The sequence below is a fragment of the Xanthomonas sp. MUS 060 genome (assembly GCF_000963215.1).
In the GTDB taxonomy this organism is placed as follows: domain Bacteria; phylum Pseudomonadota; class Gammaproteobacteria; order Xanthomonadales; family Xanthomonadaceae; genus Xanthomonas_A.
Genome location: NZ_JZIM01000046.1, coordinates 1 through 6,187 on the forward strand (window position 1 = coordinate 1; position 6,187 = coordinate 6,187).

At 62.5% G+C, this 6,187-nt stretch carries 8 protein-coding genes and 1 pseudogene; all 9 read right to left on the reverse strand.

Annotation, left to right across the window (positions count from 1 at the left end):
• A partial coding sequence (locus tag XANALMUS060_RS20745; protein WP_152640578.1) for a phage major capsid protein occupies positions 1-396 on the reverse strand: 396 nt, incomplete at its 3' end.
• Positions 321-710 carry a phage major capsid protein gene (locus XANALMUS060_RS21510; RefSeq protein WP_052688234.1) on the reverse strand — a complete coding sequence of 130 codons (390 nt, stop codon included), beginning with the start codon at positions 708-710 and terminating at the stop codon, positions 321-323. The genes XANALMUS060_RS20745 and XANALMUS060_RS21510, both read right to left, overlap by 76 nt.
• A 650-nt stretch (positions 711-1,360) precedes the next feature.
• Entirely contained in the window at positions 1,361-2,236 is an 876-nt protein-coding gene (locus tag XANALMUS060_RS16380) for a phage major capsid protein (protein ID WP_152640577.1), read from the reverse strand.
• Entirely contained in the window at positions 2,212-2,409 is a 198-nt protein-coding gene (locus XANALMUS060_RS22385; RefSeq protein WP_052688236.1) for a hypothetical protein, read from the reverse strand. Before XANALMUS060_RS22385 ends, XANALMUS060_RS16380 begins: the two co-directional genes overlap by 25 nt.
• A 74-nt stretch (positions 2,410-2,483) precedes the next feature.
• Positions 2,484-2,879 carry a hypothetical protein gene (locus tag XANALMUS060_RS17825; protein ID WP_052688237.1) on the reverse strand — a complete coding sequence of 132 codons (396 nt, stop codon included), beginning with the start codon at positions 2,877-2,879 and terminating at the stop codon, positions 2,484-2,486.
• 137 nt (positions 2,880-3,016) lie between these two features.
• Entirely contained in the window at positions 3,017-3,616 is a 600-nt protein-coding gene (locus XANALMUS060_RS22390; RefSeq protein WP_235430580.1) for a S49 family peptidase, read from the reverse strand.
• Positions 3,617-3,678: 62 nt separating this feature from the next.
• Positions 3,679-4,353: pseudogene (locus XANALMUS060_RS23130) on the reverse strand (S49 family peptidase); the annotation flags it as partial.
• Positions 4,295-5,941: a phage portal protein gene (locus XANALMUS060_RS16400; protein ID WP_052688240.1), complete on the reverse strand. Its 1,647-nt coding sequence runs from the start codon at positions 5,939-5,941 to the stop codon at positions 4,295-4,297. The pseudogene XANALMUS060_RS23130 and the gene XANALMUS060_RS16400, both read right to left, overlap by 59 nt.
• The coding region (locus XANALMUS060_RS22400) for a hypothetical protein (protein WP_235430581.1) at positions 5,941-6,187 on the reverse strand (247 nt) is incomplete at its 5' end. The genes XANALMUS060_RS22400 and XANALMUS060_RS16400, both read right to left, overlap by 1 nt.

Genomic DNA, 6,187 nt, shown 5'->3' on the forward strand with positions numbered 1-6,187 from the left:
CTGGGAGAAGATCACCGGCATTCCCAGCAAGGTATTGCGCTGCACCTGTGTGAGCGAGCCGCCGAGGTTGATCTGGTAGCCAATGGGCATGAATGCCGGCATGCCGTTCCAGGTGATGCCGTAGAGCTTGGCCTGGACCGACTTGTTGATGATCCATACGCCCCTGTTCTCAGAGCCGGGCATGAAGCGCGACTGCATGTTGAGCAGGTTCTCCAGCGACAACGTCTGGCTGGCCTGATTCTGATCCTTGGATGCCGTTCCAGGTGATGCCGTAGAGCTTGGCCTGGACCGACTTGTTGATGATCCATACGCCCCTGTTCTCAGAGCCGGGCATGAAGCGCGACTGCATGTTGAGCAGGTTCTCCAGCGACAACGTCTGGCTGGCCTGATTCTGATCCTTGGGCACGCACGGTGATCACCGCGCCGGACTGGAAGGCGCCTAGCGGAACGCCATCGCCTTGGCCGTTGAGAATGGCTTCGTTGGTCTTCCAGCGGATGCGTTCGGCGATTTGCTGGGGCAGATAAGAGGTGAGTGCGTTGGTGTCCTCCAGCAACTCGGAGGTGATGGGTACCAGGGTCATGAGCTTTTTGAGTCGCAGGGTGGTCAGGCCCAGTTGCGGCTTGGTCGCCTGGGCCACCGACGCTTCACCTTGCCAATAGGCCCGCACGCCGTTCGATCCCCATGGCGTCGCACGCCGTTCGATCCCCATGGCGTCGTCTCGTCTCGAGGAAAGGAGATGCTGTTGCCGGAGATCTCCACGTTGTCGGTCATGGGCAGCAGACCGTCCTCGCCTAGCGAGAGGGTGAAGATGTCTTGGGAAAACTGCGGCGGTATGGCAAAACCGCCGTCCACGCCAGCCGATTCATTGGCCACTAGGCCCGGAGCGATGGCACCGATCCTGGAACCCACCAACAGCCGCTCGTCGACCATGCCGCCTNCGGTCATGGGCAGCAGACCGTCCTCGCCTAGCGAGAGGGTGAATCGTCTCGAGGAAAGGAGATGCTGTTGCCGGAGATCTCCACGTTGTCGGTCATGGGCAGCAGACCGTCCTCGCCTAGCGAGAGGGTGAAGATGTCTTGGGAAAACTGCGGCGGTATGGCAAAACCGCCGTCCACGCCAGCCGATTCATTGGCCACTGACTAGGCCAGGAGCGATGGCACCGATCCTGGAACCCACCAACATAGGCCAGGAGCGATGGCACCGATCCTGGAACCCACCAACAGCCGCTCGTCGACCATGCCGCCTNGGCCTCGTTGGTCTTCCATCGGATGCGTTCGGCGATTTGCTGGGGCAGATAAGAGGTGAGTGCGTTGGTGTCCTCCAGCAACTCGGAGGTGATCGGTACCAGGGTCATGAGCTTTACTGGAATGCCCCCAGCGGAACGCCATCGCCTTGGCCGTTGAGAATGGCCTCGTTGGTCTTCCATCGGATGCGTTCGGCGATTTGCTGGGGCAGATAAGAGGTGAGTGCGTTGGTGTCCTCCAGCAACTCGGAGGTGATCGGTACCAGGGTCATGAGCTTTTTGAGTCGCAGGGTGGTCAGGCCCAGTTGCGGCTTGGTCGCCTGGGCCACCGACGCTTCACCTTGCCAATAGAGTCGCAGGGTGGTCAGGCCCAGTTGCGGCTTGGTCGCCTGGGCCACCGACGCTTCACCTTGCCAATAGGCCCGCACGCCGTTCGATCCCCATGGCGTCGTCTCGTCTCGAGGAAAGGAGATGCTGTTGCCGGAGATCTCCACGTTGTCGGTCATGGGCAGCAGACCGTCCTCGCCTAGCGAGAGGGTGAAGATGTCTTGGGAAAACTGCGGCGGTATGGCAAAACCGCCGTCCACGCCAGCCGATTCATTGGTGACTAGGCCAGGAGCGATGGCACCGATCCTGGAACCCACCAACAGCCGCTCGTCGACCATGCCGCCTGAGCGACGTGCGCTTTCGGCTTGTCGCACGGATTTGAGGAATTCTCCGACGCTGGCAAACCCGCGCCGGGGGTCGAGTTCTCGGTTGTCGCTGACGCTGAGGATGCTCGCGCTTGTCGGCACGCTGACGGCAGCGGGAGACGGCTGCACGGCAGCGCCTGACGCCAACGCCACCGCCACCGCGACGCTGGCCGAGCGTGCCTCCTCTGCCACCAGGCTCATCTCCCTGTCGATGGCGGCAGAGGCTGTTTCGATCTGCGCGCGCAGTGCGTCGAAGTGGCTGACCTCTTCTACCGTCAGATCGCGGTTCTCGGCGGCAATTCTCCGACGCTGGCAAACCCGCGCCGGGGGTCGAGTTCTCGGTTGTCGCTGACGCTGATGATGCTCGCGCTTGTCGGCACGCTGACGGCAGCAGGAGACGGCTGCACGGCAGCGCTTGACGCCAACGCCACCGCGACGCTGGCCGAGCGTGCCTCCTCTGCCACCAGGCTCATCTCCCTGTCGATGGCGGCAGAGGCGGTTTCGATCTGCGCGCGCAGTGCGTCGAAGTGGCTGACCTCTTCGGCCGTCAGATCGCGGTTCTCGGCGGCGGCACGGCAGCAGGAGACGGCTGCACGGCAGCGCTTGACGCCAACGCCACCGCGACGCTGGCCGAGCGTGCCTCCTCTGCCACCAGGCTCATCTCCCTGTCGATGGCGGCAGAGGCGGTTTCGATCTGCGCGCGCAGTGCGTCGAAGTGGCTGACCTCTTCGGCCGTCAGATCGCGGTTCTCGGCGGCGGCACCTTCCGTCAAGGCGCGGGCGTCCTTGACGAGCTTGGCCTTCTTGGCCTGCAGTTCTCGTAGATGTTTGCTCATTGCGGGTTCTCCAAATGAAAAAACCCGTGCGGGACCTTCCGTCAAGGCGCGGGCGTCCTTGACGAGCTTGGCCTTCTTGGCCTGCAGTTCTCGTAGATGTTTGCTCATTGCGGGTTCTCCAAATGAAAAAACCCGTGCGGGTGAGTGAGCATCACCGGTGCGGGTATAAAAAAAGCCGCCGAGGCTTCCCTCAAGCGGCTGTGCGTTGGTTCTGCCCGGTGATGCCGGACAGTGGGGGCGTCACATCAAGGCCAGCGTGTTCCCATCAAGGCCAGCGTGTTCCTGGCTTGGACGAGACGAGAGGTGGCCCGGCTCTGCGCGCGGCCACGCTTTTGCATCATCGTGATGACGTCATCGAAGGTCGCGATGCCATCGACCATCTTTTGGGCCAGTGCCGCGTCTGCGCCTAGTACACGGCCCTGGCCCATGCCATCGCGCACGCTGGCAATCGGCTGGCCACGCCCCTTGGCGACGGCTTTGGTGAAGCGTCTGCGCCTAGTACACGGCCCTGGCCCATGCCATCGCGCACGCTGGCAATCGGCTGGCCACGCCCCTTGGCGACGGCTTTGGTGAACGCGCGCGCCGTAGTAGTCATCCACGCGCGATTGCATAAAGCCAAGCGCTTGCTCGTCCAGAGGTCCGTATGGATTGCCTTCGACCTTGTACTTGCCAGCCGAGATCAAGGTCGGGGTGACGCCGTCAGCGGCCAGCGCCTGCGAATAGTCGAAGTGCGCTTGCCACACACCGATGGAGCCGACTTCGCCGCCGGGGGTGACGTACAACTCCCCAGCGGCGCAGCCAATCCAGTAGGCCGCGCTGGCGGCCAGGCTGTTGGCCACTGCCACGACCGGTTTGATCGAGCGCGCCGACTGGATCTGGTCCGCCAGTTCGGCAACACCGTAGACGCTGCCGCCGGGACTATCGATGTCGTCGGGGTGACGCCGTCAGCGGCCAGCGCCTGCGAATAGTCGAAGTGCGCTTGCCACACACCGATGGAGCCGACTTCGCCGCCGGGGGTGACGTACAACTCCCCAGCGGCGCAGCCAATCCAGTAGGCCGCGCTGGCGGCCAGGCTGTTGGCCACTGCCACGACCGGTTTGATCGAGCGCGCCGACTGGATCTGGTCCGCCAGTTCGGCAACACCGTAGACGCTGCCGCCGGGACTATCGATGTCGATCAGAATTTGACTGACCGTGTCATCGGCAAGCGCCTGGCGCAAGGCGGCACCAAGCAGCTGCGTGCTCGTGGTGCCAGGGCCAGACACATCTTCGACCATGTTGCCGCGCTGGGTGACCACGCCATACAGCGGCAGCACCGCGATGCCATCGCCTGACGCCGATTGCGCACTTTGACGTTTGATCTGACGTGTCTGGCGGTCTGCCATCACGCGCTCTAGGAGGTCTTCACCGGCGGGCGCATGCTTGCTCCAACGGTCAAACACGGCACTGAGCGCATGCAGGCGCTCGGGCATCAAGGCCCAGGGGGTGGTCAGGAACTCGGCCAGCAGCAGTTCCCCGCGCATGTCACGTTTCATCGTCATCGTCTTGTTCGTTGATCTTGCTGGGCTCGGTGTTGTCGTCATCCGGCGGCGCTTGTGTTGGTGTGGGCTGCTGATTGGGGCCGGTGGCGCCCATGTTGAGCGCCACCAAGGGTTCGTCCAATCCAGGCAGTGGTGCGTAGTTCTCTGCCACGCGCACCTCATTGCGGGTGAGCGCCCCCATGCTGACCATCGCTGAGTAGTAAGTCGCCCGGCTGTTGGCGTCACCGCGCATCAAGGCCGCGAAATCGAATTCGCAGTCCATGTCGTCCTCATCGAGCATCAGATCGGCGCGAATGCTGGCTTCCCAGCGCTCGGCCCACGGACGCATGGTGTAGCGCACGAATTCGATTGACTGCTGTTCGATGTTGTTGTTGGTCGCACGATCCAGGTCCGCAATCATGTGCGGCGGAACACGGAACAAGCGTGCGATGTCGGTGACCTGAAATTTGCGCAGTTCCAGGAACTGCGCTTCCTTGTTGGTCACGCCGACCTCGTGGTACTTCATACCTGCTTCCAGGACCAGCACCTTGCCACGGTTCATCGCGCCCTGCGCGTGCTGGTAAGACTCTCGGAAGTTGTCGCGAGCGGGTTTGTCCTTGAAGGTGCCGGGGTATTCGATCCAGCCGCCGGTGGGCTTGGCGTCGTTGGCAAAAAAGCGTGAGCCGTACTCCTGGGCGGTGAGCGCCAGGCCAACACTCTCGCGCGCCATCTCGATAGGCGACAGGCCGATCATGCCGTCGGATGACAGCCCCCGCAGATGCCAGACAGCGCCGCGCGGCAGAATGGTCTGATTGCCGAAGCGGTCGATGATGCGGTAGCTGTATTCATCGGCCTGAGTGTTGGAGAGCACCAGGCTGACCCGATCCGGATGGATCGGGATGAGATCTGTGATCTGTCCGGCCGCATCGCTGAGGATGCGACAGAAGGCATTGCCACGCAGCGCCAGGTGGCCCATGAGCATTTCGCGCCACTCGAATGGGTTCTGATACCGATTCGGGCGGATGTGGAATAGCCGGTACAACCAGTGATCGGTCACCTCCACCTTGCCACGGCTGTGTGGGCTGTACAGGATGAAAGGCAAGGAGGCCATGCTTTGCCCCCGCAGATGCCAGACAGCGCCGCGCGGCAGAATGGTCTGATTGCCGAAGCGGTCGATGATGCGGTAGCTGTATTCATCGGCCTGAGTGTTGGAGAGCACCAGGCTGACCCGATCCGGATGGATCGGGATGAGATCTGTGATCTGTCCGGCCGCATCGCTGAGGATGCGACAGAAGGCATTGCCACGCAGCGCCAGGTGGCCCATGAGCATTTCGCGCCACTCGAATGGGTTCTGATACCGATTCGGGCGGATGTGGAATAGCCGGTACAACCAGTGATCGGTCACCTCCACCTTGCCACGGCTGTGTGGGCTGTACAGGATGAAAGGCAAGGAGGCCATGCTTTCTGCTGCGAGGATGCGGACGCAGGCATAGACGGCTGACAGACGCAGCGCCGACTCGCTCGAAATCCGTGCACCACTGGTGGTGCGCAGGGTGACAGGCTCGAACCAGAACGATCCCCATGCGCTGCGGTCGTTCGCATCAGCGCGCGCCCGGCCGAAATGACCGAGGAAGTCGGCAAAACGTCCCATCACAACACCATCAATTGGTAACTGCTGTCGATGACGATGCCGTCGCCAGGCTTGATCGCGCGTGAGAACGCCATGATCAGTGCGCCCCATGCGCTGCGGTCGTTCGCATCAGCGCGCGCCCGGCCGAAATGACCGAGGAAGTCGGCAAAACGTCCCATCACAACACCATCAATTGGTAACTGCTGTCGATGACGATGCCGTCGCCAGGCTTGATCGCGCGTGAGAACGCCATGATCAGTGCGACGA